24 protein-coding genes are annotated in these 25,722 nt (G+C 75.3%); 16 read left to right on the forward strand and 8 right to left on the reverse strand.

Features of this window, described 5'->3' with window-relative positions:
• Positions 1-2 precede the first annotated feature (2 nt).
• From scpA to ACFPK1_RS04790, 6 genes are all read left to right on the forward strand, one after another.
• Positions 3-2,210, forward strand: coding sequence for a methylmalonyl-CoA mutase (scpA, locus tag ACFPK1_RS04765; RefSeq protein WP_378019759.1), 2,208 nt, complete (start codon positions 3-5; stop codon positions 2,208-2,210).
• A 118-nt stretch (positions 2,211-2,328) separates the two neighbouring features.
• A complete protein-coding gene (locus ACFPK1_RS04770) occupies positions 2,329-4,041 on the forward strand; it encodes a carotenoid oxygenase family protein (RefSeq protein WP_378019760.1) in 1,713 nt (570 codons plus the stop codon).
• Position 4,042: 1 nt separating this feature from the next.
• Positions 4,043-5,065 (forward strand): methylmalonyl Co-A mutase-associated GTPase MeaB, encoded by a 1,023-nt coding sequence (meaB, locus tag ACFPK1_RS04775; RefSeq protein ID WP_378019761.1) that lies wholly within the window; start codon positions 4,043-4,045, stop codon positions 5,063-5,065.
• 25 nt (positions 5,066-5,090) lie between these two features.
• Positions 5,091-5,717 carry an SRPBCC family protein gene (locus ACFPK1_RS04780; protein ID WP_378019762.1) on the forward strand — a complete coding sequence of 209 codons (627 nt, stop codon included), beginning with the start codon at positions 5,091-5,093 and terminating at the stop codon, positions 5,715-5,717.
• Positions 5,718-5,737: 20 nt separating this feature from the next.
• Entirely contained in the window at positions 5,738-6,127 is a 390-nt protein-coding gene (locus ACFPK1_RS04785; protein WP_378019763.1) for a hypothetical protein, read from the forward strand.
• A gap of 119 nt (positions 6,128-6,246) precedes the next feature.
• Positions 6,247-6,612: a hypothetical protein gene (locus ACFPK1_RS04790; RefSeq protein ID WP_378019764.1), complete on the forward strand. Its 366-nt coding sequence runs from the start codon at positions 6,247-6,249 to the stop codon at positions 6,610-6,612.
• Positions 6,613-6,616: 4 nt separating this feature from the next.
• Here the strand turns inward: ACFPK1_RS04790 and ACFPK1_RS04795 are convergent, their stop codons facing one another.
• Genes ACFPK1_RS04795 through ACFPK1_RS04820 form a run of 6 tightly spaced genes read right to left on the reverse strand, consistent with a single transcriptional unit; the run spans position 6,617 to position 13,166 of the window.
• Entirely contained in the window at positions 6,617-7,300 is a 684-nt protein-coding gene (locus tag ACFPK1_RS04795) for an NAD(P)-dependent oxidoreductase (protein ID WP_378019765.1), read from the reverse strand.
• A gap of 52 nt (positions 7,301-7,352) precedes the next feature.
• Positions 7,353-8,156, reverse strand: a complete 804-nt coding sequence (locus tag ACFPK1_RS04800) for an enoyl-CoA hydratase/isomerase family protein (RefSeq protein WP_378019766.1) — start codon at positions 8,154-8,156, stop codon at positions 7,353-7,355.
• Complete coding sequence (locus ACFPK1_RS04805) at positions 8,156-9,193, reverse strand: acyl-CoA dehydrogenase family protein (protein WP_378019767.1); 1,038 nt, start codon at positions 9,191-9,193, stop codon at positions 8,156-8,158. The genes ACFPK1_RS04800 and ACFPK1_RS04805 overlap by 1 nt, the downstream gene beginning before the upstream one ends.
• Positions 9,190-10,335, reverse strand: a complete 1,146-nt coding sequence (locus ACFPK1_RS04810) for an acyl-CoA dehydrogenase family protein (protein ID WP_378019768.1) — start codon at positions 10,333-10,335, stop codon at positions 9,190-9,192. Before ACFPK1_RS04810 ends, ACFPK1_RS04805 begins: the two co-directional genes overlap by 4 nt.
• Positions 10,332-11,069, reverse strand: a complete 738-nt coding sequence (locus ACFPK1_RS04815) for an enoyl-CoA hydratase/isomerase family protein (RefSeq protein WP_378019769.1) — start codon at positions 11,067-11,069, stop codon at positions 10,332-10,334. Before ACFPK1_RS04815 ends, ACFPK1_RS04810 begins: the two co-directional genes overlap by 4 nt.
• Positions 11,070-13,166 carry an acetate--CoA ligase family protein gene (locus tag ACFPK1_RS04820; protein WP_378019770.1) on the reverse strand — a complete coding sequence of 699 codons (2,097 nt, stop codon included), beginning with the start codon at positions 13,164-13,166 and terminating at the stop codon, positions 11,070-11,072.
• A 109-nt stretch (positions 13,167-13,275) separates the two neighbouring features.
• Between ACFPK1_RS04820 and ACFPK1_RS04825 the strand changes: the two genes are divergently transcribed.
• From ACFPK1_RS04825 to ACFPK1_RS04865, 7 genes are all read left to right on the forward strand, one after another.
• Positions 13,276-13,950, forward strand: coding sequence for a GntR family transcriptional regulator (locus tag ACFPK1_RS04825; RefSeq protein WP_378019771.1), 675 nt, complete (start codon positions 13,276-13,278; stop codon positions 13,948-13,950).
• Positions 13,951-14,055: 105 nt separating this feature from the next.
• Positions 14,056-15,384: an MFS transporter gene (locus ACFPK1_RS04830; RefSeq protein WP_378019772.1), complete on the forward strand. Its 1,329-nt coding sequence runs from the start codon at positions 14,056-14,058 to the stop codon at positions 15,382-15,384.
• 10 nt (positions 15,385-15,394) lie between these two features.
• Entirely contained in the window at positions 15,395-17,098 is a 1,704-nt protein-coding gene (locus tag ACFPK1_RS04840; RefSeq protein ID WP_465252217.1) for a UGSC family (seleno)protein, read from the forward strand.
• A complete protein-coding gene (locus ACFPK1_RS04845; RefSeq protein WP_378019775.1) occupies positions 17,095-17,922 on the forward strand; it encodes an NAD(P)/FAD-dependent oxidoreductase in 828 nt (275 codons plus the stop codon). Before ACFPK1_RS04840 ends, ACFPK1_RS04845 begins: the two co-directional genes overlap by 4 nt.
• Complete coding sequence (locus ACFPK1_RS33060; RefSeq protein ID WP_465252218.1) at positions 17,922-18,452, forward strand: UGSC family (seleno)protein; 531 nt, start codon at positions 17,922-17,924, stop codon at positions 18,450-18,452. The genes ACFPK1_RS04845 and ACFPK1_RS33060 overlap by 1 nt, the downstream gene beginning before the upstream one ends.
• Positions 18,449-19,459 carry a hypothetical protein gene (locus tag ACFPK1_RS04860; RefSeq protein ID WP_378019778.1) on the forward strand — a complete coding sequence of 337 codons (1,011 nt, stop codon included), beginning with the start codon at positions 18,449-18,451 and terminating at the stop codon, positions 19,457-19,459. Before ACFPK1_RS33060 ends, ACFPK1_RS04860 begins: the two co-directional genes overlap by 4 nt.
• Positions 19,456-20,382, forward strand: coding sequence for a hypothetical protein (locus ACFPK1_RS04865; protein ID WP_378019779.1), 927 nt, complete (start codon positions 19,456-19,458; stop codon positions 20,380-20,382). Before ACFPK1_RS04860 ends, ACFPK1_RS04865 begins: the two co-directional genes overlap by 4 nt.
• 40 nt (positions 20,383-20,422) lie before the next feature.
• Here ACFPK1_RS04865 and ACFPK1_RS04870 read toward each other — a convergent pair whose 3' ends face one another.
• Positions 20,423-21,964 carry an alkaline phosphatase D family protein gene (locus ACFPK1_RS04870; RefSeq protein WP_378019780.1) on the reverse strand — a complete coding sequence of 514 codons (1,542 nt, stop codon included), beginning with the start codon at positions 21,962-21,964 and terminating at the stop codon, positions 20,423-20,425.
• A 183-nt stretch (positions 21,965-22,147) separates the two neighbouring features.
• On the opposite strand from ACFPK1_RS04870, the gene ACFPK1_RS04875 reads away from it, so the two are divergent.
• Genes ACFPK1_RS04875 through ACFPK1_RS04885 form a run of 3 tightly spaced genes read left to right on the forward strand, consistent with a single transcriptional unit; the run spans position 22,148 to position 25,079 of the window.
• The gene (locus ACFPK1_RS04875) at positions 22,148-22,882 is read left to right on the forward strand and encodes a response regulator transcription factor (protein WP_378019781.1); all 735 of its coding nucleotides are present in this window, start codon (positions 22,148-22,150) and stop codon (positions 22,880-22,882) included.
• 5 nt (positions 22,883-22,887) lie between these two features.
• Positions 22,888-24,366 (forward strand): sensor histidine kinase, encoded by a 1,479-nt coding sequence (locus tag ACFPK1_RS04880; protein WP_465252219.1) that lies wholly within the window; start codon positions 22,888-22,890, stop codon positions 24,364-24,366.
• Positions 24,363-25,079 carry a DUF1707 SHOCT-like domain-containing protein gene (locus ACFPK1_RS04885; RefSeq protein WP_378019783.1) on the forward strand — a complete coding sequence of 239 codons (717 nt, stop codon included), beginning with the start codon at positions 24,363-24,365 and terminating at the stop codon, positions 25,077-25,079. Before ACFPK1_RS04880 ends, ACFPK1_RS04885 begins: the two co-directional genes overlap by 4 nt.
• 3 nt (positions 25,080-25,082) lie before the next feature.
• Here ACFPK1_RS04885 and ACFPK1_RS04890 read toward each other — a convergent pair whose 3' ends face one another.
• Entirely contained in the window at positions 25,083-25,550 is a 468-nt protein-coding gene (locus ACFPK1_RS04890; protein ID WP_378019784.1) for a hypothetical protein, read from the reverse strand.
• Between the last annotated feature and the right edge of the window lie 172 nt (positions 25,551-25,722).

Consider the following 25,722-nt stretch of genomic DNA (forward strand, 5'->3'; position numbering starts at 1 on the left):
CGATGAGCATCCCGAACTTCGGTGACGTCGAGCTCGGCACGCCCGAGAGCCCGTCCGGCGACTGGGAGGCCGCCCTCGAGGAGGCCACCGGCAAGGGCGCCGAGGACCTCGTCTGGGAGACCCCCGAGGGCATCGGGGTCAAGCCGCTCTACACCGACGCCGACCTCGAGGGCCTCGACTTCCTGCGCACCTACCCGGGCGTCACGCCCTACCTGCGCGGGCCCTACCCGACGATGTACGTGACCCAGCCGTGGACCGTGCGCCAGTACGCCGGGTTCTCGACCGCGGCGGAGTCCAACGCGTTCTACCGCCGCAACCTCGCCGCGGGGCAGAAGGGCCTGTCGGTCGCGTTCGACCTGCCCACCCACCGCGGCTACGACTCCGACAACCCGCGCGTCTCCGGCGACGTCGGGATGGCCGGGGTGTCGATCGACTCGATCCTCGACATGCGCCAGCTGTTCGACGGCATCCCGCTGGACCGCATGTCGGTCTCGATGACCATGAACGGGGCCGTGCTGCCGGTGATGGCGCTCTACGTCGCCGCCGCCGAGGAGCAGGGGGTGTCGCCGGAGCAGCTGGCCGGGACCATCCAGAACGACATCCTCAAGGAGTTCATGGTCCGCAACACCTACATCTATCCCCCCAAGCCCTCGATGCAGATCATCTCGGACATCTTCAGCTACACCTCGGAGAAGATGCCCAAGTTCAACTCGATCTCCATCTCCGGCTACCACATCCAGGAGGCCGGGGCCTCGGCCGACCTGGAGCTGGCGTACACGCTGGCCGACGGGGTGGAGTACCTGCGGGCCGGGAGCAACGCCGGCCTCGACGTGGACAAGTTCGCGCCGCGCCTCTCGTTCTTCTGGGGCATCGGCATGAACTACTTCATGGAGATCGCCAAGCTCCGCGCCGCGCGCCTGCTGTGGGCCAAGCTCGTGCACGCGTTCGGGGCGCAGAACCCGAAGTCGCTGTCGCTGCGCACGCACAGCCAGACCTCCGGCTGGTCGCTGACCGCCCAGGACGTCTACAACAACGTCGTCCGCACCTGCGTCGAGGCGATGGCCGCGACCCAGGGCCACACCCAGTCGCTGCACACCAACGCCCTCGACGAGGCGCTGGCGCTGCCGACCGACTTCTCCGCGCGCATCGCCCGCAACACCCAGCTGCTGCTGCAGCAGGAGTCGGGCACCACGCGCACCGTCGACCCGTGGGGCGGTTCGGCGTACGTCGAACGCCTGACCCGCGAGCTCGCGCAGCGCGCCTGGGCCCACATCGGTGAGGTCGAGTCCACCGGCGGCATGGCGCAGGCGATCGACGAGGGCCTGCCCAAGATGCGCATCGAGGAGGCCGCCGCCCGCACCCAGGCCCGCATCGACTCCGGGCGCCAGCCCCTGATCGGCGTCAACAAGTACCCGCTGACCTCCGGCGAGGAGGTCGACGTCCTCAAGGTCGACAACAAGGACGTGCTGCGCCAGCAGGTCGAGCGGCTGCGCGAGCTGCGGGAGAACCGGGACGACGATGCGGTCCGCTCGGCGCTGCAGCAGCTGACGAACGCCGCCCGTGCCGCCGACGAGGGCACGCGGGACAGCGGTCTCGACGGCAACCTGCTCAAGCTCGCCATCGACGCCGCCCGGGCCAAGGCCAGCGTCGGCGAGATCTCCGACGCGCTCGAGGAGGTCTACGGCCGGCACCGCTCGGACGTCCGGACGATCTCCGGGGTCTACCGTGACGAGGTGGGCGAGAACTCCGCCGTCGAGCAGGCGCGCGCCGCGGCCGCGAGGTTCGAGGAGGCCGAGGGCCGCCGGCCCCGCATCCTCGTCGCGAAGATGGGTCAGGACGGCCACGACCGCGGGCAGAAGGTCATCGCCACCGCGTTCGCCGACCTCGGCTTCGACGTCGACGTGGGCCCGCTGTTCCAGACGCCCGCCGAGGTCGCGCGCCAGGCCGTCGAGGCCGACGTGCACGTCGTCGGCGTCTCGTCGCTGGCGGCCGGGCACCTGTCGCTGGTCCCGGCGCTGCGCGACGAGCTCGCGGAGGCGGGCGCCGAGGAGATCCTCATCGTGGCCGGCGGCGTCATCCCGCCCGGCGACCACCAGGAGCTGCTCGACAACGGCGCCAGCGCGATCTTCGGGCCGGGCACGGTGATCGCGGAGGCCGCGACCCAGCTGCTCGGCACGCTGACCGAGCGCCTGGGGCACACCGCCGGCTGAGCGCCCGGGTGGCAGGCCCGGACCCCGCGGGGGAGGCTCGGAGGAGTCGAGCACGGAGGTTCTCCTGACCGCCGCCGAGGACGCCCGCCCTCTCCACCTGTCCGGTCACTACGCGCCGGTGCCCGACGAGATCGACGCGGTCGACCTGCCCGTCGAGGGCACGTTGCCGCCGGAGCTCGACGGGCGCTACGTCCGCAACGGACCGAACCCGCTGCCCGGCGCCGACCCGGGGCACTGGTTCCGGGGCCACGGGATGCTGCACGGCGTGCGCCTGGCGCGCGGGCGGGCGCTCTGGTACCGCAACCGCTGGGTGCGCACGGGCGCGCTGGCGGGCCGCCGCTACCTGACCTGGCGGGGGGTCGACCTCTCCGCGGTGCCGGCCAACACCCACGTCATCGAGCACGGCGGGAAGCTGCTCGCCCTCGTCGAGCAGGGCCTGCCCCACGAGGTCGACCGCGACCTCGGCACCGTCGGCCCGTGCGACTTCGGGGGGCGGCTGCGCACGGCGATGACGGCGCACCCGAAGGCCGACCCGGTCACCGGCGAGCTGCACTTCTACGGCTACTCGCCGGTGCCGCCCTTCCTGACCTACCATCGGCTCTCCGCGGCGGGGGAGCTCGTGGTGAGCCGACGGGTCTCGGTCCGGCGCCCCACCCTCATGCACGACGCCGCGGTCACGGCGCGGCACACGGTGTGGCTGGACCTCCCGCTGAGGTTCTCGCTGCGCCACATCCGGGCCGGCTTCCCGTTCGTCTGGGACGAGTCCTACGGCGCGCGCCTCGGCGTGATGCGCCACGACGACCCGGCCGCGCGGGTGCGGTGGTTCGAGATCGAGCCCGGCTACGTCTTCCACGTCGGCAATGCGCACGAGGACGCCGACGGGCGCATCGTCGTCGACGGGTCCCGCTACGACGCCGCGGACATGGCGGCGCAGTGGGCGCCGCCGCGACGTCGGCGACGTGGCCGACCCGGCGCCCCGGAGGCGGCCCGCGCCGCGGCGGGAGCCGCCGGCGCCGACCCCGCGGGCCGGGCGGCCGGCACCGGCGCGGCCCGGATGCACCGCTGGGTGCTCGACCCCGCCACCGGCCGCGTGTCCGAGGGCCCGCTCGACGACCGGCCCGTGGAGTTCCCGACGCTCGACCCGGAGCGCGTCGGCCGCGCCGCCCGCCACCGCTACGGCGTCACGTCGTCGCCGGCCGCCAACGCGATCGTCAAGATGGACCTGGCGACCGGGACGACCGTCGCCCACGAGCTCGGGCCCGACGTCAAGGCCGGGGAGGCCGTGTTCGTCCCGGCCGGGCGCGCCGACCGGAGCGAGGACGACGGCTGGCTGCTGACGATCACCACGCGCGCCGACGGCTCGGCGTCCCGGCTGCTCGTGCTCGACGCCACCGACGTGACCCGGACCGTCGCCGCGGTCACCCTGCCCCGCGGCGTGCCCTCGGGCTTCCACGGCTCCTGGATCCCGGAGCCGCGGGAGGCCGAGGCTCAGCAGCGCGGTGCCGGCGCCCGGGTCGTCGAGGAACCAGGCCGTGATCCGGGGCGCGGCCCACGCCCCCGCCAGCAGCCCGAGGACCAGCCCGCCGAGGGAGAGCAGCTGGACCAGCGCGCCCTGCCGCCAGCCCCGGAGCAGCGCGAGCAGGGCGACGACGACGAGGACGCCGTCCAGGATGTTCGGGGAGAGCCCCTGCCCGGGCACGTGCCGCACCTCCGTGTCGCCGACGGTCGTCCTCCACTGTCCGCTCCCGGCCATGGCGGCGGGGTGTGCTGTGCACCGCGGCGGCGGCGGAGGCCCGGCGATCTCGACGAAGGGGTCGACCCGTGTCCGTAGGATGACCGACCGTGTCGTGCGGGTTCATCGGGCAGGCGACGTGAGCGACATCGACCTGGAGAAGTACGTCGAGGGCGTCCGGTCCGGCTCGCGGCTCTGGATCGGGCGGGCGATCACGCTCGTCGAATCGACGCGTCCCGACCACCGCGAGGCCGCCCAGGAGCTGCTCGTCGAGCTGCTCCCGCACGCCGGCGGAGCGCGGCGGATCGGCATCTCCGGGGTGCCCGGGGTCGGGAAGTCGACGTTCATCGGTGCTCTGGGCTCGACGTTGACGGCCCAGGGCTCGAAGGTCGCGGTGCTGGCCGTGGACCCGAGCTCGACGAAGTCGGGGGGCTCGATCCTCGGCGACAAGACGCGGATGAACGAGCTCGCGACCGACGACGACGCGTTCATCCGCCCGTCGCCGACGGCGGGCACGCTCGGCGGGGTCGCCAAGGCCACGCGGGAGACCATGGTCGTGATGGAGGCGGCCGGCTACGACGTCGTCATCGTCGAGACCGTCGGCGTCGGGCAGTCCGAGACGACCGTCGCGCAGATGGTCGACTCGTTCCTCTTCCTGACGCTCGCGCGCACCGGCGACTCCCTGCAGGGCATCAAGCGAGGCATCCTCGAGATCGCCGACGTCATCGCGGTGAACAAGGCCGACGGGCCGCACGCCCGCGAGGCCAAGCGGGCCGCGCGGGAGCTGGAGCAGGCGCTCGCGATGCTGCGGGGGGAGCGCGAGACGTGGAAGGTGCCCGTCCTGACCTGCAGCGCGGCCGAGAAGACCGGGCTCGACGACGTGTGGTCGGCGCTCGTGCGGCACCAGGAGCACCTCGACGCCGAGGACGGCCTGAGACAGAAGCGCGCGCGCCAGCAGGTCGACTGGACCTGGCAGATGGTGCGCGACCGCCTGCTCGGGCGGCTCCAGGACCACCCGCAGGTCAAGGAGCTGCGCGGCGAGCTGGAGCGCGAGGTCGAGGCGGGCGAGCTCACGGCGGCGCTGGCGGCCGACAGGATCCTCGACGCGTTCCTTGAGTCCTGACTAATATCAGTCGATACTGATACTCATGGACATCCAGCACGAGATCGCGGCCACCCGCCGCGTCGTCGGCGCTCGCACCCTCGAGGCCGGCGAGGCGGCGGTCGTCACCCTGAGCCGCGCGTTCCCCACCGACGTCGCCGACCTCTGGTCGGCGTGCACCGAGGCCGACCGCATCGCCCGCTGGTTCCTGCCGGTCAGCGGCGAGCTGCGCCTCGGCGGGCGCTACCAGCTCGAGGGCAACGCCGGCGGCACCGTCACGGCCTGCGACCCCCCGAGCGGGTTCGACGCGACGTGGGAGTTCGGGGGCGGGGTCAGCTGGATCGAGGTGCGACTGACCCCCGACGACGGCGGGGCGCGCTTCACCCTGACCCACATCGCGCACGTCGACGACGACCACTGGCGTCGGTTCGGTCCGGGGGCCGCCGGGATCGGGTGGGATCTCGGGCTGCTCGGGCTCGCGGCGCACCTCACGGGCTCCGGGATCACGCCCGACCAGGCCGAGGCGTGGTCGACGTCGGACGAGGGACGGCTGTTCATCGTCGCGGCCGGGCGGGCGTGGGCCGAGGCGAGCGTCGCATCCGGGATGGACCGCGGGGAGGCCGAGGCGCGCGCCGACCGCACGGTCGCGTTCTACACGGGTGCGGAGGTCTGACGCGCGGGTAACCGGTGTCCATGAGCGAGGCACCGGAGCCCACGGGCGGCCAGAACCCGCTGTGGAGCGTCGTCACCGGCCTGCGCGGCATCGCGGAGAACGTCGTGAAGGCCGCCGGGACCGCGACGTCGCCGCTGAGCGAGCTGCCCGGGCTGCCGGAGGTCGCGACGCACCCCGGCGCCATGTCGGCGGCCCAGCTCGGGGCGATGCGTTCGGCGATCCAGGCGCAGCGCGACGCGGTGGCGGCGATGCAGAGCCAGCTCGCGGCGTTCGACGAGCAGCTCGAGGTGCTCCAGCGGCTGCTCGTCCCGCTCGCGGAGTGGAGCGCGACCTGGGCGCGGCTGGAGAGCCGCGTGGTCCCCGGCGGCCGGCCGGCCAAGGACGCCGACACCGACCACGGCGAGGCGTGAGCGGCCGTTCGGGTTGGTGGCGGCCGGGGCCCGGGTAGCCCGACCGGTACACCGCGCGCTCCGGGACCCCACGTCGATGGCGGTCCCGTCGCGCACCGGATCGACGAGGGCGGTCACCGATGGGGGTCTCGACGGCGAGCTTCGTGACGACGGTGGTCGTCGGCATCGTCATCACGCTGGTGGTGGGCGTGCTGCTGCGCCGGATCGGGCGCGACTTCCTCGCCGAGGTGTACGGCGACCGGTCGTTCTCGACCTCGCTGAACTACCTGCTGGTCACCCTCTACCACCTGTTCGCCCTGGGTCTGCTGACCCTGGTGGCGGGCGCGGACGTCGGCCTCACCGGCGTCCAGCAGATCGTCGTCCGGATCGGGATCTTCCTGTTGGTCCTCGGCGGGGTGTACGGGCTCGCGGTGCTGGCGCTGGAGCGTGCGCGCAGCCGGCGCCGCGAGGAGAGCCTCGAGGACGACTTCCGCCGGGGTCGCTGAGCGACTAGTTGCTGATCGCCGGCGCGGCGCCGACGAACCGGTCGTCGGTGAGCTGGTCGACGAGGAAGGCGGCGACGTCGGTGCGCGCCATCGGCGTCCCGATGTCGTCGCGGCCGAGGAACCCGGCGCGCAGAGTTCCGTTGGACGGGACGTCCACGGGCGCGAACATCCGCGCGAGCGTCCAGTCCAGCCCCGAGGTGGAGATGACCTCGCTGATCCCCTGGACCTCCTCGAGCGCGCCGGGGATGAGCAGCCCGATGCCGACCGGGACGAGCCGTTCGACCAGACCGGGGCGGTCGCGCGGGTCGGGGACGCTGACGGTCCCGAGCGCGATGAGCCGCCGGACGCCGGACTCGTGCATCGCGGCGACGATCGTGCGCGTCGCCTCGGTGAGGGGGCCGCTGCGCAGGAACGGGTCGATCGCCGGGCCGAGCGCGCTGATCACGGCGTCGGCGCCGTCGACGACCTTGCGGATCGCGGGCGCGTCGTCCAGCTCGGCGACGACGACCTCGAGGCTGCCACGCGCCTCCGGCGCGGCAGCTCCGCTTCGCTGCGTGCCGCCCTGGTCGTCGATCGTCAGCTTCTCGGGCGAGCGCACGAGCGCGGTGACCTCGTGCCCCTCGTCGAGCAGGCGTTCCACGACGAGGCGGCCGATCTTGCCGGTGCCGCCGAACACGGTGACGTCCACACAGCCGTGTACCCGCTGCGCAGATGGCCGCGCGTCACGCGCGTCACACGGCTCAGCGCGCCCGCCAGACCGGGTCCCGCTTCTCGACGAACGCCGCGACGCCCTCGACGCGGTCCTCGCTGGTGTAGGGGTCGGGGCCGACATCGAGGCGCAGCGCCGCCGACAGGGGCAACGAGCCGCCCTTGCCCAGCGCCGCCTTGTAGCGCCGCACGGTCAGCGGCGCGTTGGCGGCGATCTTCGCCGCGAGTGCCGCGGCCTCCCGCGCGAGCTCGGCGGCGGGCACCACGCGGTTGACCAGGCCCCAGCGGGCGGCGTCGGCGGGGGCGATGTCGTCGCCGGTGTAGAGGATCTCGTAGGCGATGCCGGGCGGGAGCATGCGGCTCACGAGGTGGGCGCCGAAGTTCGCGCCCATGCCCCGCCTGGCCTCGGGCAGCCCGACGCGGGCGTGGTCGGCGACCAGGCGGATGTCGCAGGCCAGCGCCAGCTCGAAGCCGCCGCCGAGGGCCCAGCCGTTGATCGCGGCGATCGTCGGGCGGGGGCACTCGAGCACGGTCTCGAAGACGTTGCGGGACACGCCGCCCATCGGGCGGATGCCGCGGTCGGAGGCGCCGTCGTTCTCGCGGATCTCGCGCAGGTCGACCCCGGCGCAGAACGCCCGCTCCCCGCTGCCCGTGAGCACGACGACCCAGACGTCCGGGTCGTCGGCGAACCCGTCGAACGCCGCCACGAGGTCCCGCTGCAGGCCCGTCGAGAGCGCGTTGAGGCGCTCCGGCCGGTCGAGGGTGACCGTCGCGACCCGGTCGGCGACCTCGACGACCAGCCCGTCCTCGGTGCGGCTCCCCTTCCCGGCCTCCATCACCGCACCCCTCGCGACAGCGTCGGCCACAGCTGCTCCGGGCCGCCCGCGGCGAGAGTGTGACCGAGGCGCGTCGACCACGCCCGCTCGCCACCCCACTCGTCGCGCCACGACCACAACCGCCGGGTGAGCACGCCCAGCGCGAACTCGCGCGTCACGCCCATCGCCCCGGTGGCCTGGTGCGCGGCCGCGGCGACGAGCCCCGCCGCCTCGGAGGCGACGGCCGCCGCCGCGGCGACGTCCAGCTCGGCCGGCTCGCCGTCCGGGCCCGCGCCCACGGCGGCCGAGCGGGCGGCCATCGCGGCCATCTCGGCCTGCTCCGCGATCCGCACGAGGTGGTCGGCGACGGCCGGGAAGCGTGACACCGGGCGGCCGAACTGCACGCGCTCGCCGGTGTAGGCGACGGTGACCTCGAGGACCCGGCGCGCCGCCCCGGCGATCTGCGCGGCGCGGGCCAGGGCGCTCCTCCTCGCCAGCAGGTCGGCGGCGTCGGCGGGGGCCGGCGCGGTGGTCTCGGGGACGACGCCGTCGAGGTCGACGGTCTCGCGGGGCTCGCCGGCGAGGTTGTGGCCGGCGGCGATGCGGGCGTCCGACGGATCGACGACGGCCACGACGGAGCCGTCGGGCCCGTCGGCGAGCACGGCGATCCGCGCCGACGCCGAGGCCCAGGGGACGCGGGCGAGCCGGCCCGTCAGGGCGCCGTCGGCCAGCGTCACCGACCCCGTCCCCGTCGTCAGCGGCCCGTCCGGCAGCGTGAGGCCGGCCGCCGCGAGCAGGCGACCGGCGAGCAGTCCCGTCTCCGCGACGGGCACCGGCGCGGCCGCGGCCCCGGCGGCCTCGAGCACCGCGCACGCCTCGGCGACCGAGCCGCCCGCGCCCCCGGCGGCCTCGGGGACGCCGACCGTCGTGAACCCGCCGGCGTGCAGCGGCTCCCACACCCCGGCCGACCAGCCGTCGCGCTCGGCGGCCTCGAGGACCTCGGGGGTGACGCGGTCGGCGAGCAGGTCGGCGACGGCCTCCCGGACGTCGGCGTTCATCGCGCACCCCGCGTCAGGGCCTTGGCCGCGATCCCGCGCAGCACCTCGGTGGTGCCGCCGCGCAGCGTCCACGTCGGGGCGTTGAGCACGCACTCGGCGAGCAGCCGGTCGAACATGGTCGGGCCTCCGGGGTCGATCTCGATGCCCGCCGCGTCGCGCAGCGTCTCGACCACCTGCTGCTCGAACGTCGTGCCGATGTCCTTGACCAGCGACGCCTCCACCGCCGGCGCCTCGCCCTGGTCGAGCGAGCGCGCGACGGCCAGCGAGAGCTGGCGGATCGTCCACAGCCGGGCGCCGACGCGGCCGATCGCGGCGGCGCGGACGTCGTCGGGATCGCGCCCGTGGACGTCGAGGAACGCGCGGTAGAGACCGAGGATCGACAGGTAGCGGTCGGGGCCCGACCGCTCGTGGGCGAGCTCGGCGGTGACCTGCGCCCAGCCCTGCCCGACCTCGCCGAGCACCCGCTCGTCGGGGACGAACACCCCGTCGAGCACCACCTCGTTGACGTGCTCCTCGCCGTCGATCAGGGGGATGGGCGAGACGTGCACGCCGTCGTCCGACAGGTCGACGATGAGCTGGGAGAGCCCGGCGTGGCGGTCGCCCTCGCCCTGCGGCGTGGTGCGGCAGAGCATCGCGGCGAAGTGGTTGAGGTGGGCGTTCGTGGTCCACACCTTCGTGCCCGACACCCGCCAACCCCCCTCGACCGGCGTGGCCGTCGTGCGCACCGACGCGAGGTCGGAGCCGGCGTCGGGCTCGCTCATGCCGAGGGAGAACCAGCATTCGCCGGCGGCGATGCGCGGCAGGAACCACTGCCGCTGCTCCTCGGTGCCGAAGCGCAGGAACGCGGGCGCGGACTGGCGCTCGGCGATCCAGTGCGCGGCGATGGGGGCGCCGGCGGCCAGCAGCTCCTCGATGACGACGAACCGGCGCACCGTGCTCGCGCCCGCGCCGCCGTACTCGGTCGGTATCGACATGCCGACCCAGCCGCGCTTGGCGAGGGTGCGCGTGAACTCGGGGTCGTGGCGACCGCCGAGCCCGAGGCCGGGGCGGAAGTCGTCGGGCAGCGTCTCGGCGAGGAACGCGCGCACCTCCTCGCGCAGCGCCTCCTCGTCGGCCGACAGCGGGGTCGGGTCGAAGATCACTGGGTCCCCCTCCGGCGCTGGCTCCACATCTGCGTCGCGCGCTCGAACTCCACGGCGGCGTCCCACGGCAGGCCCGGCGGCCCGATCTCGGTGCGGAACGAGCGGGCGGCCTCGCGGGCGAGGTCGGGATCCTTCGCCGGGACGGCGGCGAGCGCGAGGGCGGTGTCGTCGACGTCCTCGTCGGCGACCGCGCGCCACGCGAGCCCGATCTCCGCGGCGCGGGTGCCGTCGATCTCCTCGCCGAACAGGCCCATCGCCGCGGTGGCCTCGCGGCCGGCCGTGCGGTGCGCGATCGTGAAGAAGCCGCCGCCGGGGTGCAGGCCGATGCGCAGGAAGCCCGCGAGCAGGCGGGCGTCGCGGGCGACGACGCGCAGGTCGGTGGCGAGCATGAGGTTGAGGCCGGCGCCGACCGCCGGGCCGCGGACGGCGGCGATCGTCGGGACCGCGAGGGTGCCGACGCGGCGGAACGCGCCGTAGACCGCGCCGGTGTCGCGGAACGCGGAGTCCTCGGCCTGGTCGGCGCCGGGATTCCAGGTGCGGCGGTCGGCGCCGGAGCAGAAGGCGCCGTTCGCGCCGCGGATCACGGCGGCCCCGACGGAGCGGTCGGCGTCGACGGTGTCGCACGCGTCGGCGAGCTCGCGGCCCATCGCCGGGGTCAGCGCGTTGCGGACGTCCGGGGCGTCGACGGTCAGCACCGCCACGCCGTCGGCGATCTCGAGCCCGATGCTGCCCATCTAGGTCTCCGTTCTCAGGACGTCGACGGCGATCGCTGCCCCGGCGTGTCGCGGATCCGAGCGCGTGGCGTTGCTGTCGTTCGGTGTCAGCGACGCCACGCCGCTGACATGCGAGCTCGGCAGGAGGACCAACGGGTTGACCTCCAGTTCGCCGAGCCCGGGCACGGCGGATGCGCGGGAGAGGCGGACGATCGCGTCGACGGCGGCGTCGAGGTCCACGCCCGGCGCGCCGCGGTGGCCCGCGAGCAGCGGCCAGCACCGGAGCTCGCGCAGCATCGCCCGCGCGGTGTCGGGGGTGACCGGGGCGAGGGCGTGGACGACGTCGCGGTGCACCTCGGTCGCCGTGCCGCCGTGGCCGACCGTGAGCACCGGCGGCCAGCCGTCGCGCCCGCCGTCGACCGCCACGAGCAGCTCCACCCCGGCCGGCACCTGCTCCTGCACGAGCACGCCGGTGACGCCGGGCAGGCCGGAGAGCTCGGCGTGCACCGCGGCCGCGTCCTCGCTCCGGACGCCGAGCCGCACGCCGCCGGTCTCGGTCTTGTGCGCGAGCCCCGCGGCCTTGAGGACCGCGACCCCGCCGAGGGCGTCGACGTCGGCGGCCGGGTCGGTCGCGAGCACCGACCGCGGCCGGCGCACCCCCAGCGCGTCGAGCAGGGCCCAGCCGTCGCCGGACACGGGCGCCGCGGGCTCGACGGGCGCGGGATCCGCCCCGGGCGGCGCGGCCACGGCGTCGAGCACCCGGACCGCGAGCGCGATCGACGAGAAGACCGGGATGCCGGCCTCGCGCAGCAGCGCGCGGGCGGGCGCGGTGCCGTCCTCGCCGGCCATCCAGACGACGGCGACGGGCGGGGCGTCGGGGCCCTGCTCGGCGACGGTGGCGGCGAGGTCGCGGGCCAGGGCCATCGCGGTCTCGCCGACGAGCATGGTGAGCAGCACGAGCACGGCGTCGACCTCGGCGTCGGCGCGCACGATCCCGCAGACCTCGCCGAAGCCCCCGCCGCCGGTGTTGAACAGCTGCGCGGTGACGTCGACCGGGTTGGCCACCGCCCCGAACGGGGGCACGATCCGCGCGAGCTTCTCCTGGGTCTGCGTGGTCAGCTCGGGCACGGCGAGCCCCGCGTCGCTGGCCCGGTCGGCGGCGAGGATGCCGGCGCCGCCGGAGCTCGTGACCAGCCCGACCGCGCGCCCGGCCGGACCGCGCCGGCCCCGGAGCATGGTGGCCGCGGCGAGCAGCTCCTCGACGTCGTCGACGAGCACCACCCCGTACCGGCGCGAGACCAGGCGGAACGCGGTGTCGTCGCCGAGCATCGCGCCGGTGTGCGAGACCGCGGCGCGCCGCCCGGGCTCGGAGCGCCCCGAGCGCAGCACGACGAGCGCGGTGCCGTGCGCGCGGGCCTCGGCGGCGAGCGCGGCGTAGTCGTCCGGGTCGGGCAGCGACTCGGCGTAGACGGTGAGGACGGTGATCTCCGGGTCGGCGACGAGGTGGCGCCCGATCTCGGTGAGCGACACGTCGGCCTCGTTGCCGGTGCTCACCCAGGCCGACAGGTCGAGCCCGCGCTCGGCGGCCACGTCGAGCACCGAGCCCCCGATCGCCCCGCTCTGCCCGACGTACGCGATGCCGCTCGAGCCGGTCAGCGGGCGCTCGCCGGCGCCGGTGAACGTCGCGAACAGGCGGCTGCGCGCGTCGTAGAGACCCTGGCAGTTGGGCCCGAGGACGCGGGTGCCCGACGCGCGCGCGGCGGCGACCAGCTCCTCCTGCCGCGCCCGGCCCTCGTCGCCGACCTCGGCGAACCCGGAGGCGAAGACGACGACCGCGGCCGCGCCGGCCGCCCCCGCCTCGGTGACGGCCGCCGCGGCCCGCTCGGCGGGGACGAGGGCGAGCGCGAGGTCGACGCCGCCCGGGACCTCGGCGAGCGAGGACACGCACGGCACCCCGCCCAGCTCGGCGTACTTGGGGTTGACCGGGTGCACCCGCCCGGCGAACCCTCGCTCGGTGAGCCAGCGCAGCGGGCGCGCCATCGGGTTGTCGGCGCGGCCGGTGGCGCCGATGAGCGCGACCGAGCGCGGCGCGAGGACCCGGTGCCAGTCGGTGCTCACGACCGCGAACCTAGGTCGGCACCCCGGCCTCGCACAACCGATCGAACACCGTTTCGTATCCAATGAAGGCAGGAAGCGCCCCGGTACCCTGCGTCGGGGGAGGTGCAGCGTGGTCGGTACCGAGACGGAGCCCGCCCGGCGGGCGACCAGCGTGCAGCGCGCGGTGACGGAGATCCGCCGGATGCTGCGCTCGCGCGAGCTGGTGCCCGGCCAGCAGGTCCGCCAGGAGACCCTCGCCGCGCGCCTGGGCGTCAGCCGCATCCCGGTGCGCGAGGCCCTCAAGACCCTCGAGGCCGAGGGCGTCCTGCGTCACGAGCCGCACGTCGGCTACGCGGTCGCGCGCCTCAACGCCGACGAGCTCGCGCAGGTCTACCTCATGCGCCGGGCCCTGGAGACCGAGGTCCTCCGCGCTCTCCCGCGCCTGACCGCCGACCAGCTGCGCGAGCTCACCGCCCTCAACGAGGCGATCACCGAGCAGGTCGAGAACGTCGACGTCGCCGGCATCGTCGCGGCCAACCAGGCGTTCCACTTCGCGATGTTCCGGCTCTCGGGCCTCGACCTCGTCGTCGACGAGATCGACCGGCTCTGGCGGCGCAGCGAGCCCTACCGGACCGTCCACCTCTACGACTCCGGCGGCCGCGCCCGGGTGGTCCGCGAGCACCGCAAGATGATCACCGCGCTGCGGCGCGGGGACACCGGTGCGCTGGTGGCGCTCATGGACGCGCACCGCGACCACACGGTCGCCGACCTCAGTGCCGCGCTGGGGCTGCCGCCCCGGCCGTAGCCGAGATCGTATCCAATCCACTCTGGACTTCCGTCGTGTGACCCACCTAACCTCCGCCACACGAACGGCGCGCGCAGCGACGCGCGGTCAGCAGCGGAGGAGCCCATGACCGCCGAGCAGGACCGCCCCGACACCTCCGGCACGGACACCTCCGGCACGGGCACGCGGACCGCCGCACCACCCGGCACCGAGCCGCCCGAGTACACCCCCGGCGAACGGCGGCGCATCCTCGGCGCGGCCTGCCTGGGCTGGGGCATGGAGTACTTCGACTTCATGCTCCCGACGCTGCTCGCCGGCGCGATCATGAACCACTACGGCGTCTCGGCCGGCGTGTTCGGCGTCGCGATCGCGGGCCAGCTCGTCGGGTCGGCGATCGGCGGCGTGCTCTTCGGCTGGCTCGGCGATCGCTACGGCCGGCGCCGCACGCTGATCTGGTCGATCCTGATCTACTCGATCGCCACCGGCCTGGTCTTCTTCGCGCCGAACTTCGCGGTGTTCCTCGTGCTGCGGATCCTCACCGGCATCGGGACCGGCGGCGAGTGGGCGGTCGGCTTCGCCTGGCTCAACGAGGCGTGGGCGCCGAAGCGCCGCGGGCTCGGCGGCGGCGTGGTGCAGGCCTCGCTGTGGCCGGCGTACGCGCTCGCGGTGCTCGTCGCCCAGCTCGTCGTCGACTGGCGGGTCGCGTTCCTGCTCGGCGTCCTGCCCGCGCTCGCCTGCATCTGGATCCGCTTCGGCTGCCGCGAGTCGCGCCAGTGGGAGGAGCTGCAGGCCCGCAAGGCCGCGGGCCTGCTCACCGACACCACCGCCGCCAAGACCTCCCGCTCGCCGTGGCGCCAGCTGGTCGCCAAGGACTCGCTGCCCATCGTGCTCGTGGGCCTGGTCGTCGCGTTCGGCGCGCAGTGGGTGCCCTACACCGCCACGGCCTGGATGCCCTCGATGCTCAAGAGCGACCTCGGCTTCGACGCCGGCACCGCGAGCACCGTGCTCTACGTCGCCGCGGCGATCTCGTTCGTCGGCTTCATCCTCGCCGGCTGGCTGTCGGACCGCTGGGGGCGGCGCCCGGTGTTCGTCGCGTTCGCCGCGCTCCAGACCGTGACCTTCGCGGTGATGCTCGCGCTCGCCGTCTCCGGCGAGGGGCTCGGCAACTTCGTGTGGCTCTACCTCGCCTCGAGCCTGTTCCTGGGCTACTTCGGCATCTTCGGGGTCTGGTACGGCGAGCTGTTCCCGACGCGCATCCGCTCGCTGGGCTCGGCCGCCGCCTACAACATCGGCCGCGGCCTCTCGGGCATCGGGACGATCATCGGCGGCGTCGTCGCCACGAGCGCCGGCTACGGGATCGCGGTGGGCATCGCCGTCGTCGGCGCCGCGATCGTCACCGTCGCCGCCCTGTTCCTGCGCGACCGCGCCGGTCGCGTCATCACCGCCGACGAGTAGGGGGAGCACCGTGAGCGAGCCTCGCTACGAGGTCCTGGGGCCGCTGGGTCCGCGCGTCGTAGGCGACGTCGCCGAGCACGAGCGCCCGTCGTCGCTGGCGGGCCGGCGCGTGGCCTACCTGTGGGACGAGCTCTTCCGCGGCCCGGAGATGTTCGACGTGATCTCCGAGGTCGCCCGCGAGCGGCACGGCGAGGTCGGGTTCGTCGGGTGGGAGGAGTTCGGCAACTTCCACGCCTCGGCCGCCGAGGAGCGTCGCGTCCTCGAGGCCCTGCCGGAGCTCCTGCGCACTCACCGTGTCGACCTCGTGGTCGCCGCGGTCGGTGCTTGAGGCTCCTGCATGCCTGCCGTGATGCGGGCAGCGGCCACCGCCGAGCGCGCCGGGGTGCCGGCGGTCGCGATCGGCGGCGCGGGGTTCGAGGGCATGGGGCGGGCCGTCGGGCGCTCGCTGGGCGTCGGGCACGTCCCGATCGTCAGCTACCCCGGCGTGATCCTCACCGACCCGACCGAGGTGTTCCGGTCGAAGATGCGGGACACCGTCGCGCCGGCGGTGGTGGACGCGCTGGTGGCGGGGTCTGCGGCTGTCGACGACGTCGAGGACGAGGCCGAGCACGGCCCCACCGACGTCGTCGCGCGCGGCGACCTGGACGCGATCACCGACCTGTTCGAGGCCCGCGGGTGGACCGACGGCCTGCCGATCGTGCCGCCCACCCCGGAGCGGGTCGCGGCGTTCCTCGACCACACCCGCCGCGATCCCGACGAGGTCCTCGGCGTGCTCGCCCCCGACCAGCGGCAGGCGACGGTGCGCAGCGTCGCGGTCAACGGGGTGATGGCGGGCTGCCGCCCGCCGGACCTCCCCGTGCTGCTGGCGATCGTCGAGTGCGCCGCCGACCCGGTCTTCCGGGTGCAGGACGCGGGCTCGACGCCGGGGTGGGAGCCCCTGGTCGTGCTGTCCGGGCCGGTGGTGGAGCGGCTCGGCTTCCACAGCGGCACGGGCGCGCTGCGGGTGGGACGGCGCGCGAACACCGCGGTCGGGCGCTTCCTGCGCCTCTACCTGCGCAACGTCGCCGGGCTGCGCATCCCACCCGGGCAGACCGACCAGGGCGCGATCGCCTCGACCTGGCACGTCGCGCTGGCCGAGGACGACGCCGCCGTGCGGTCCCTCGGCTGGCCGTCGTTCCGGGCCGACCGCGGCTTCGACGACGCCGACAGCGTCGTCACCGTGCAGAGCGTCGTCGCGGTGAGCGCGCCGATCTACTCGGGCGGCGAGACCGCGGCCGACCACCTCGAGGCGCTGACGACGATCTTCGGCAACGCCATCGGCCCCTGGGCCTACACGGGGCTGGAGTTCGGCGCGTTCCACCCGCTGCTCGTGCTCGGACCGGCGGTGGCGACGGCGCTCGCGGGGTTCGGCGTCGACAAGGACGCGCTGCGCGGCCACCTCGCCGAGCACATGCGGGTGCCGGTGCGCCAGCTGCAGGCCTGCGCCTGGAACGTCGGCTCGACGAGCTTCGACCTCGACGCCGCCGTCGCCGCCGGCGAGCTCGACGGGCGCTACGCCGGCACCGACCCCGACCGGCTGGTGCCGATGGTGCCGCGTGCCGGGGACATCGGGATCGTGCTGGCGGGCAACGCGAGCCGCAACCAGTCCCGCGGCTTCGTGCAGAACCACGTGCAGGGTGTGCCGGTGAGCCGGCGGATCGAGGAGGTCACGTGAGCACCGACTGGGACGTCGTGGTCGTGGGGGCCGGGATCGCCGGGCTCACCGCGGCCCGCGCCTGCGCCGAGCGCGACCTGCGCGTCGTCGCCCACGACGCGCTCGCGCCGGGCGGGCAGCTCATCAACCTCGGCGCGCTGGCCGACTGGCCGGGGGAGGCGACCACCGGCCCGGACCTCATGGGCGCGCTGCTCACCGACGTCGTGGACCGCGGCGTGGAGATCGCCTACGGCGAGGTCACGGGCCTGCGCACCGACCCGCTCACCGTCGAGGGAGCGGAGGGGCCGGTGACCGCGCGCGCCGTCGTCGTCGCCACCGGGCGGCGGCCGGGTCGCCTCGACGTCCCCGGCGCCGAGGCCTGGGAGGGCCGCGGGCTCTCGCACTGCGCAACCTGCGACGGGCCGCTGCACGCCGGGCGCGAGGTCGTGGTCGTCGGCGACGACGAGTGGACGGCGCGCGAGGCGCTCGAGCTCGCCGGGATCGCGAAGCGGGTGACGCTGGTCAGCGCCGCGCCGGCCTGGCCGGCGTCGCTCCGGCGTCGCCTGGGCGAGGCCGTCGACCGGCGGACCGCGACGGTGGCGGCGCTCGAGGGGGAGGGGACGCTCGGCGCCGTCCGGCTCGCCGACGGCGAGGTGCTCGACGCGTCGGGGATCTTCGTCTACACCCACGCCGACCCGCGGGCCGAGCTGCTCGACGGCCTGCCCGGCGACGCCCCGGTGTTCCCGGCCGGCGACGTCACCGGCGCCGACCGGACCCTGCTGACCGCCGCCGCTGACGGGCTGCGCGCGGGGCTCGCCGTTGTCACCCACCTCGAGGAGGCCTGATGCGCATCGTCGACCCGACGTCGGGGACGTCGCCGTCGGAGCCGGTCGCGGTGGCGGCCGCGGCGGGCACCCCCGCCGGCGCCCTGTGCGGGCTGTCGAACTCCAAGCCCGGCGCCCACGACCTGCTCGCGGCCATCGGCCGGCGTCTCGCCGACGACCACGGGATCGGGCCCAACGGGCTGGAGGCGAAGCCGAGCGCGGCGGTCGGCGCGGACCCGGAGCTGCTCGACCACCTCGCCGCGCAGTACCGCCTCGCCGTCGTCGCCATCGGCGATTGAGGCTCGTGCTCGTCGTGGAGTCTCCACGACTCGCTCGAGCTCGAGCGCCGCGGCGTGCGCTCGGTCCTCGTCGTCACCTCGTCGTTCCTGCCGCTGGTGACCGCCCAGGCGAAGGCCCGCCGCGCCGACCCGCGCCTCGTCGTGATCGACCACCCGATCGGCGGGCTGTCGCCGGCGGAGTTCGCGGGACGCGAGGAGGCCGCCTACGCCGGGGTGGTCGCGGAGCTGCGGTCGATGGGGGAGCTGACGTGAGCGATGTTCTGGACCTGCCCGACGTCGACGACGCCTGGGCCTGGATGGCGGCCTGCGAGGAGCGCGGCTGGGGCGACGGGCTGCCGACGATCCCGCCGACCGAGGAGCGGGTGGCGGCGATGCTGGCGGGCGCGCCGCCCGTCGACCTCGGCCCCCTCCCGCCGCGCGGGGTCACGCCGACGCCGCGCTCGGTCGCGGCGAACGCGGTGATGGCGGGGTGCCGCCCGGCGGACCTGCCGGTGCTGCTCGCCGCGCTCGCCGCGGTGCAGGACGAGGCCTACAACCTGCACGGCTCGCTCGCGACGACGCACCCGTGCGCGCCGATGGTGCTGGTCTCGGGCCCGGTGCGCGAGACGCTGGGGCTCAACTCGGGCGGCAACTGCCTGGGCCAGGGCACGCGCGCCAACGCGGTGATCGGGCGGGCGCTCTCGCTGGTGCTGCTGCACGTCGGCGGTGCACGGCCGGGCGTGCTCGACCGCTCGACGCAGGGATCGCCGGCCAAGTACACGTTCTGCTTCGCGGAGGCCGACTCGCCGTTCGCGTCGCTGGCGGTGCAGCGGGGGTTCGCCGCCGACGAGAGCGTCGTGTCGGTGATGGCCGCCGAGCCGCCGCACAACGTCAACGACCACGGCAGCACCACCGGCGCGGAGATCCTGCTGACCGTCGCCGGGACGATGGCGCAGCCGGGATCGAACAACGTCTACGTGCGCGGCCCGCACCTGCTGCTGCTCGGCCCGGAGCACGCCGCGACGCTGCACCGCGACGGCTGGACGCCGGCGTCGATCCGCGCGCACCTCTGGGCGCACGCGCGGATCCCGGTGGAGAAGGTCTCGGAGGGCAACCGGCGGCAGTTCGTCGAATGGGGCGTCGAGCCCGACGGCGACCACTACACCGTCAGCGACGACCCGGAGAACCTGCACATCGCCGTCGCGGGCGGGGCCGGCAAGCACTCGGCGTGGATCCCGTCGTTCGGCGGGACGGCGCTGGTGTCCCGCGCGGTGCCGTGATCGTTCCCGAGGGCACCGACGTCGTCGCGGCGACCGCGGCGCTGCTCGCCGAGGGGATCGGCGACGGGCTGCCGGTGGTGCCGCCGACCCCGTCGCGGGTGGCGGCCGCGCTCGAGGGCGTCGACGACCCGGACGCCGTGCTCGGTCTCGTGCCGCCGCTGTTCGGGTCGCTGACGCCGCGGCTCGTCGCGACCTGCTGCGTCATCGCGGGGGCACCGGCGGCCGCGCTGCCCGTCGTGCTCGCCGCGGCGACGGCGTGCCTCGCGCCGGAGCTCAACCTGCTCGGGGTCGCGACGACGACCGGGACGGCGGCGGTCGCGGTGGTCGTGTCCGGACCGGTCGGCGCCCGGATCGGCCTCACCCACCGCACCGGGATGCTCGGTCCCGGCCCGCACACCAACGGCGCGGTCGGCCGCGCGCTGGCGCTGACCCTGGCCACGGCGGGCGGCGTGCGGGCGGGGGAGACGACGATGGCGACCACCGCCCAGCCCGCCCGCTACACGTGCTGCCTCGCGGCGGACCCCGACGGTCCCTGGACGACCCCGGTCGACGCCGTCACCGTGCTGCCGATCGGCGGCACCGCCGAGGTCCTGCCGCGCGACGACTACCCGGACCCGGACGCGGTCCTCGAGGCGCTCGCCGACGCACTCGCCGGCGCCGTCCGCGCCGCGGGCGACCTCGGCCGGGGCGGCGAGATGACCCAGGCCGTCGTCCTCCCGCCCGAGGTCGCGACCCGGCTCGCACCGACGTTCCCGGAGGTCGACGCCCTGGTGTCCGCGCTGCGGGAACGCGGCGCCGCGGCGCTGGGGGGCCGCCCGTGCGCCGCGGAGATCCTCCCGATCGTGGCCGGCGGCCCCGGCGTCAAGATGCTGCACCTGCCCGGCTGGATGGGCGGCAGCCGCCCGGTCACTCTGGCTATGTGAGCGAACTTCGGGGCTATAGCCCCGAAGTTCGCTCACGTGGTCAGGCGCGGGCGCCGCCGTCCGGGACCACGACCGTCGCCGCCGTCCGCGGCGGCGCGCCGCGCACGGACACGCGGTCGACGACCTGGAAGTCCGCGCGCCACTCCCGCGGCGTCACCGTGCTGCGCACGTAGCCGCGACGGCGGTCGAGCACGCGGATGTGCGGGTTCTCCGCCAGCAACGCCGCATCACCCGCGAACCGCGGCGCCCCGTCGCCCCCGGAGCTGATCGACGAGGTCACCAGCTCGGTCGCCACGGTCCGCGAGCCCGGGTCGGCGAAGTCGGCGAGCACGTCGGCGGCGTGGTGGGCGTGCACGTCGCCGGTGAGGATCACGGGGTTGGGCGTCCGCGCGGCGACGAGGTGGTCGCGCAGGGCGTCACGCTCGGCCGCGCAGTCGTCCCACGAGTCCTCGTCGAGCGCGACGGCCGGGCCGGCGGCGAGGTCGCGCGGGGTGAAGAACACCTGCTGGGCGAGCACGGTCCAGCGCGCGGCCGGGCGCGCGAGGCCGTCCCACAGCCACGCGCGCTGCCCGGCACCGAGCAGGGTGCGGGACGGGTCGCGGGGGTGCGCGGGGTCCTGGTCGCTGCGGAAGCGGCGGGTGTCGAGCAGGTGCAGGTCGACGAGGTCGCCGAAGGCCAGGCGGCGGTGCAGCAGCATGTCGGGGCCGACCGGGCGCTGGGCACGGCGCAGCGGCAGGTGCTCCCAGAACGCGCGGTAGGCGTCGGCGCGCCGCCGGCGGAACACGGCGGGGTCGTCGTCGGGCTCGCCGTCGGCCTGCGAGACGTCCCCGGCCCAGTTGTTCTCGACGTCGTGGTCGTCGACGGTCACCGCCCACGGGAACGCGGCGTGCGCGGCCTGCAGGTCGGGGTCGGTCTTGTACTGGGCGTGACGCACGCGGTAGTCGGCGAGCGAGGACGCCTCGGCGGCGGGGAGGTGCCCGCGCCCGATCGCGCTCGCGGCGGGGCTCTCGTAGATGTAGTCGCCGAGCCACACGACCAGGTCGAGGTCGTCGCGCACCATCGCGGCCCAGGCGTCGTAGAAGCCGTCCTGGCGGCACTGGCAGCTCGCCGCCGCGAACGCGAACTCCTCGACCCGCGTGCCCGGCGCCGGGGCCGTGCGGGTCCGGCCCACCGGGCTGATGTCGGTGCCGGCGCGGAAGCGGTACCAGTGGTCGGCCCGCGGGCGCAGGCCGGCGACCTCGACGTGCACGGCGTGCGCGTCCTCGGGGCGCGCCACGGCACTGCCGCGCGCGACGACCCGCACGAACCCCTCGTCCTCGGCGATCTCCCAGGCCACGAGCACGGGCCGCTCGCCCATCCCGCCGCGCCCGTCGGGGGCGAGCGGGTCGGGGGCGAGGCGGGTCCAGAGCACGATCCCGTCGGGCGTCGGGTCACCGGACGCGACCCCGAGCGTGAACGGGTACGGCATCGCCGCCGGCGCGTCCGCGGCGGACACCCAGGGCGCCCCGAGGGTGACCGCCGCGCCGGTGAGCGCGACCGCGCCGCCGAGCAGCGTCCGGCGAGACACCCGGGCTCCACCCATGCGCCTCCTCCGTCCGGCCGGACCGGGGAAGCGCCGACGGTCGGAGCCGTTCCCCCACCCTCACCAACGGATGACCCCTCCCCGGTGGTTCGGACGTTCCGTGACCGGACCGACGCAGCGCACACAGCGGACGCACAGGAAGCACCCAGCGGAGCCCGACCGGCGGCTGCGAGGCTGACGCCCATGAACGCCGCGACCCGTGCCGACCTGCGCCGACCCGACGGCACACCGGTGCGCGCGCTCGTCGTCGACGACGAGCCGACCCTCGCCGAGCTGCTCTCGATGGCCCTGCGCTACGAGGGCTGGGACGTGCGCAGCGCCGGCGACGGGCTGGGCGCGGTCCGGCAGGGCCGCGAGTTCCGCCCCGACGTGGTCGTGCTCGACGTGATGCTCCCCGACATCGACGGCTTCGAGGTGCTGCGCCGCCTGCGCGCCGACAGCCCCGACGTGCCCGTCCTGTTCCTCACCGCCCGCGACGCCGTCGAGGACCGGGTCGCCGGCATCACCGCCGGCGGCGACGACTACGTGACCAAGCCGTTCAGCCTCGAGGAGGTCGTCGCCCGCCTGCGCGGGCTGCTGCGGCGCGCGGCGGTGGCGACGGCGGTCCGCGGCGACGCCACGCTGGCCGTCGGCGACCTGACCCTCGACGAGGACAGCCACGAGGTCACCCGCGGGGGTGCGCTTATCGAGCTCACGGCGACCGAGTTCGAGCTGCTGCGCTTCCTCATGCGCAACCCGCGCCGCGTGCTGTCGAAGGCCCAGATCCTCGACCGCGTGTGGAACTACGACTTCGGCGGCCAGTCCAACATCGTCGAGCTCTACATCTCCTACCTGCGCAAGAAGATCGACGCCGGGCGCCCATCGATGATCCACACCGTCCGCGGCGCCGGCTACGTGCTCAAGCCGGCGGCGGGATGAGCCGCGTGCGCTCGCTGCAGCACCGGCTGGTCCTGTCCACGGTGCTGCTGCTGACCGTCGTCTTCCTCGTCGTCGGGGTGGGCGCGGCGCTCTCGCTGCGCGGCTACCTCTACCGCCAGCTCGACGACCAGGTCACCGAGGTCGCCCGCTTCCGCAGCGACCCGCCGCCGGGCGACCCCGATCGCCGCCCGCCCCCGCCCGACGCCGGCGGCGGCTTCGTCGGCGGCGGTCCCGACCGCCCCGCCGGCACCCTCGAGGTCACCGTCGACGACGGCCGGATCGTGCGCGCCGTCCTGCTCGGGCGGCCGGGCACGAGCCGCCCGGTGGCGCCCGAGCAGGTCGCCCCGGCGATCGCGACGACGCCCGGGCAGCCCCCGCGCACCCTCGAGCTCGAGGGCCTGGGCAGCTTCCGCCTCGCCGCCGCGCGGGGGGACGACGGCACCGTCACCGTCGTGGGGCTGTCGACCGACGCGCTCGAGAACACCGTCGGCGAGCTCGTGGTCCGCGAGGCGGTGATCTTCGGGATCGGCGTCGTCCTCGCCGCCGTCGCGGCCGCGTTCACCACGCGGCGGACTCTGCGCCCGCTGCACCGCGTGTCGGCCACGGCCCGGCGCGTCTCGGAGCTGCCGCTGTCGTCGGGCGAGGTCGAGCTCGCCGAGCGGGTGCCCGACGCCGACGCCGACCCGCGCTCGGAGGTCGGCCAGGTCGGGGCCGCGCTGAACCGGATGCTCGGCCACGTCGGCGCCGCGCTCGCGGCCCGCCAGGACAGCGAGACCCGGCTGCGGCGCTTCGTCGCCGACGCCAGCCACGAGCTGCGCACCCCGCTCGCCGCGATCCGCGGCTACAACGAGCTCGCCGCGCGGCGGGCCGGCGAGCTGCCGCCCGAGGTCGCGGGCCTGCTCGAGCGCATGGGCTCGCAGACGCAGCGGATGACCGCGCTGGTGGAGGACCTGCTGCTGCTCGCGCGCCTCGACGCCGGGCGGCCGCTGGCCCGCGAGCCCGTCGACCTCACCCGCCTGGTCGTCGACGCCGTCACCGACGCCCACGCCGCCGCACCGGAGCACCGCTGGTCGCTCGACCTGGGTGACGAGCCGGTCGAGGTCGTCGGCGACCCCGAGCGGCTGCACCAGGTGGTCGCCAACCTGCTCGCCAACGCCCGCACCCACACCCCGCCCGGCACGCGCGTCACGGTCGGGCTCCACACGGTGGACGGTGCCGTGCGCCTCGACGTCGCCGACGACGGGCCCGGCATCCCGCCCGACCTGCTGCCCCACGTCGCCGAGCGCTTCGCCCGCGGCGACACCGGGCGCGCCCGCACCACGGGCAGCACAGGGCTCGGCCTCTCGATCGTCTCGGCGGTGGTCGCCGAGCACGGCGGCGAGCTGCGGATCGCGAGCGAGCCGGGGGACACCCGCTTCACCGTCGACCTGCCCGCCGCGATCACTGCCGCCGATCCGGGCGTCGGCCTATCCTCCCGGCCATGAGCGAGCCCGCACAGGACGGACCGGAGCCCGAGCACCGCCCGGCGGTGCCCGCCCCGCCGCCGATGCGGGCCTCCGACGCTGACCGCGAGCAGGTCGCCGAGGTCGTCCGTCAGGCCGTCTCCGACGGGCGGCTCACGATGGTCGAGGGCGACGAGCGCCTGCGCGACGTCTACGCCGCGATCCACCGACGCGACCTCGAGCCCCTCACCGCGGACCTCCAGCCCGTCGAGTCGGCCGCGGGGTCGTCGGCGTCGCCGGCCCGCCGCCCGGTCGGCCGTCTCGACCGGCCGCCGTCGACGACGTCGGTGGCCGTGCTGTCCGGGGTGACCAAGCGCGGCGACTGGACGCCGGGCCACACCCACCGCGTCATCGCGTTCTGGGGCGGCGCCGAGCTGTACTTCCGCGACGCCCGCCTCGACGAGGCCGGCCTGTCGATCGGCGCGATCGCGATCATGGGTGGCGTCACCATCGACCTGCGGGGCGTCCCCGCGGGCGTCGAGGTCACCATCCAGGCCGTCGCGATCATGGGCGGTATCGACGTGACCGTCGACCCGGGCACCACCGTGATCGAGGACGGGTTCGGGTTCATGGGCGCGTTCGAGGACGGCTCCGGTGCCCCGACGTCCACCGACGGCGCGCGGGTGCGCGTGAGCGGGCTCGCGCTGATGGGCGGGGTGTCGGTGAACCGCAAGCCGCTCGAGATCGAGGGCTGAGCGCTACTCCGTCGCCAACAGCCGGTCGAGCTTCTCCTCGATCCGGTCCATCCGCGCGCCGAGCTCGGTCAGCGTGCGGAACGCCGTCGCGTCGGTGTTGAGCAGCGCGTCGAGCCCCGACATCCGCACCGGCGACCCGGGGACCCGCGACGGGTGCCGCTCGCCCTCGAGCACGGCCGCGTGGAGCTCGTTGACGCGGAAGTCGAGCCACGCGAGCAGGTCGCCCACGTCCATCGTGCGCCCGTAGCGGGTCCGGACGCGCTGGCGCAGGACGTCGCCGCCGCCGTGCGCGGGGCGGTGGGCGCGGTGGCGGTGGTCGTCGCGGTCGAGGAGCTCCTCGAGGAAGCCGTCCTCCTCCTCGTGGTGATGGTGGTGGACGTGCTGCTCGACCGGCGGCCCGGGAGGCGGCGGAAACGGGGGCGGCGGGGGCGGCGGGCCGGGCGGCGGCGGCTGTCCCCAGGGCTCGGTCACGGTCGTCCCTTCCGCGTCGGTCGATCACTCACGGCATGGCTACTCTAGGTGACCGTCAGCGCGACGGCGACAGCGGCAGACGGGTGATCGGATCGGACGGGGTAGGGACAGCCCCCACTGATCGTAGGGAGTACGCGATCGTCGCGGGCCCCGCGAGATCGGAGGCTTCGAG

Source organism: Actinomycetospora rhizophila (genome assembly GCF_042657905.1).
GTDB classification, from domain to species: domain Bacteria; phylum Actinomycetota; class Actinomycetes; order Mycobacteriales; family Pseudonocardiaceae; genus Actinomycetospora; species Actinomycetospora rhizophila.

What these genes read in the sequence shown, in the direction of transcription:
- scpA (WP_378019759.1), top strand. Translation starts at nt 3, where the DNA reads ATGAGCATCCCGAACTTCGGTGACGTCGAGCTCGGCACGCCCGAGAGC.
- meaB (WP_378019761.1), top strand. Translation starts at nt 4,043, where the DNA reads ATGACCGACCGTGTCGTGCGGGTTCATCGGGCAGGCGACGTGAGCGAC.
- ACFPK1_RS04780 (WP_378019762.1), top strand. Translation starts at nt 5,091, where the DNA reads ATGGACATCCAGCACGAGATCGCGGCCACCCGCCGCGTCGTCGGCGCT.
- ACFPK1_RS04785 (WP_378019763.1), top strand. Translation starts at nt 5,738, where the DNA reads ATGAGCGAGGCACCGGAGCCCACGGGCGGCCAGAACCCGCTGTGGAGC.
- ACFPK1_RS04790 (WP_378019764.1), top strand. Translation starts at nt 6,247, where the DNA reads ATGGGGGTCTCGACGGCGAGCTTCGTGACGACGGTGGTCGTCGGCATC.
- ACFPK1_RS04800 (WP_378019766.1), bottom strand. Translation starts at nt 8,156, where the DNA reads ATGGAGGCCGGGAAGGGGAGCCGCACCGAGGACGGGCTGGTCGTCGAG.
- ACFPK1_RS04805 (WP_378019767.1), bottom strand. Translation starts at nt 9,193, where the DNA reads ATGAACGCCGACGTCCGGGAGGCCGTCGCCGACCTGCTCGCCGACCGC.
- ACFPK1_RS04815 (WP_378019769.1), bottom strand. Translation starts at nt 11,069, where the DNA reads ATGGGCAGCATCGGGCTCGAGATCGCCGACGGCGTGGCGGTGCTGACC.
- ACFPK1_RS04830 (WP_378019772.1), top strand. Translation starts at nt 14,056, where the DNA reads ATGACCGCCGAGCAGGACCGCCCCGACACCTCCGGCACGGACACCTCC.
- ACFPK1_RS04870 (WP_378019780.1), bottom strand. Translation starts at nt 21,964, where the DNA reads ATGGGTGGAGCCCGGGTGTCTCGCCGGACGCTGCTCGGCGGCGCGGTC.
- ACFPK1_RS04875 (WP_378019781.1), top strand. Translation starts at nt 22,148, where the DNA reads ATGAACGCCGCGACCCGTGCCGACCTGCGCCGACCCGACGGCACACCG.
- ACFPK1_RS04885 (WP_378019783.1), top strand. Translation starts at nt 24,363, where the DNA reads ATGAGCGAGCCCGCACAGGACGGACCGGAGCCCGAGCACCGCCCGGCG.